The 2,122-nt window shown below is 53.8% G+C and carries 2 protein-coding genes; both read left to right on the top strand.

Annotation, left to right across the window (positions count from 1 at the left end; all coding sequences use genetic code 11):
- Positions 1-1,504 (top strand): hypothetical protein (locus tag MGEO_RS20985; protein ID WP_233140067.1); only part of this gene is annotated, 1,504 nt, incomplete at its 5' end.
- A 46-nt stretch (positions 1,505-1,550) separates the two neighbouring features.
- Positions 1,551-2,000 (top strand): MaoC family dehydratase, encoded by a 450-nt coding sequence (locus MGEO_RS20980; RefSeq protein ID WP_085641684.1) that lies wholly within the window; start codon positions 1,551-1,553, stop codon positions 1,998-2,000.
- Positions 2,001-2,122 lie beyond the last annotated feature (122 nt).

The following is a 2,122-nucleotide window of genomic DNA, read 5'->3' as shown; positions in this document are numbered from 1 at the left end:
AGTGGTGGTAGACGAGATTATGAACCCGTGGCACTCTCGCCCCTTGGACGTGCATCGGTGGTCGGAGCACCCCGAGGTGAAGGTGCTGGTGGATGGGCTGTGGAAGAAGCACTTTAAGGACGGGAAACCGAACGCTCGTGGGCCAAAGCAGAAGACGTCCTCCAAGGATCAGCTGAGGGTCCTGATCTTGGACCTGTATGTTGCCTGGAAAGATGACCCAGACCTCTGCATCGGTGTGTCGCTTTCTTCGAATGCGTGGCATGCGGGTTCCAGGTACAATGCTCTCCACATTTCCAAGAAGATCATCCCGGTCATCCAGACGCTGCGTGATGCTGGATACCTCGACAAGGATGAACATCAGTTTTGGAAACCGGGACACAAACTAAATCGAACCACCCGAATACGGGCGTCTGAGAAGCTCCAGAAGCTGTTTCGGAAAGCCAAGTTCGACTACGAGGATATTGGTCGGGCCGAAGGCGAAGAGGTCATCATTCTCAAGAACGACAAGAACAAGCAGATTGAGTACGATGACACACCAGCAACGAACCGGATGCGGAAAGACCTAACCGCCTACAACGACCTGATTGCCAAGACATTCATCGACATCCCAGACCTCCAAGAGCCTGTGATCGAGATCGAGAATGATGACGGTGACAAAACCAAGCTGAAGATTGGCTCACAGAACACCAAAACCCATCGCGTGTTCAGCCGTTCCAGTTTCGATGCACATGGGCGCCTCTACGGTGGTTGGTGGCAAAGGGCGAACTCCGCCACACGGGCTCGGATCACCATCGACGATCAGCCCACAGTGGAAGTGGATTTTGTTGGGTTGCACATTGCCATCCTGTATGCCGAAGCAGGTAAGAAATTAGACTTCGATCCGTATAGTGTTTCGCGAGAAAAAGTGACTGCTTACCCCGAGAGCATGACCCGGAAATTAATCAAGTACCTCGCCCTTATCGCCATCAACGCAAAGGGAAAATCACAAGCCTACCAAGCATTCCGGAATGGAGCGCCTGTTGGCTCGTTTATGGCTTCCATAACCAACAAAAAGCTAGACAAGTTGTTGGATGCTTTTCTGGACCTGAACCCACCCTTGGAGGGCAAGCTGTTTACCGACCAAGCCATCCGACTGATGCACCTCGATGGACAGATTACATCCCACATCCACAATCACTTCACGAAGCAGGGCATCCCGGTTTTGTCTGTCCATGACAGTTACATCATTGACTGCTGGAAGGTAGACGAGCTCAGGCAGGCCATGGCTGACGCCTCTAAGGCTGTTGTTGGTCGGCCTCTGGCAACCTCCATCAAGCTCCCGGGCAAGGAGGAGTACAGCTTTGTCTCCGACTACGAGCTTCAGACCTACATCGAGAATAACCTCAACCCGCCTCGGTGTGATGGGTACGTGGACCGACTGCAGGCCTTCGAGAAGCGGACAGGGCGGGATATCGGACCCTACGACGGGGACCCGAGGCTTATGGATGCGGAGGAGCAAGACTAAGGCCACATCATTGACGTACAACTCTCCGAGTAGCTACATTCTCGGAATGGCTAGCGGCAAATACTTTGACGAATTGTCGGTCGGTGACACCTTTGAGACCGGTGGGATCACGGTCACTGAAAGTGCAATTGTTGACTTTGCACTGACGTACGACCCGCAGCCCTTCCACGTGAACAAGGTGGCTGCGACAGAGTCGATATTTGGCGGCATTATTGCCAGCGGCTTTCAGACCATAGCGCTTACTTTTCGTTTATTTCGAGATACTGGCGTGCTGACTGGCACCAACTTAGGTGGCCACGGGATGGATGAAGTTCGATGGCTCGCTCCAGTGTTCCCCGGCGACACTCTTCACGCGCGTGTTACTGTCGAAGAGCTTACTCCGTCACGCTCGAAACCTGACCGTGGAGTGGTGCGTTTCCGGTACCAAACGTACAATCAAAATGACGTCGAGGTACTCAGCGTGAAGATGGATCACGTTATGGCACGGAAGAAATGAAACGTGCCGCCGCGATGACTTGTCCGTCTACCACCAGCACCTTCACCTCGGGGTGCTCCGACCACCGATGCACGTCCAAGGGGCGGGAGTGCCACGGGTTCATAATCTCGTCTACCACCACG

Source organism: Marivita geojedonensis (assembly GCF_002115805.1).
Taxonomy (GTDB): Bacteria; Pseudomonadota; Alphaproteobacteria; order Rhodobacterales; family Rhodobacteraceae; genus Marivita; species Marivita geojedonensis.
The sequence above is the reverse complement of the archived record's forward strand: the minus strand, read 5'-3'. Positions and strand labels throughout refer to the sequence as shown.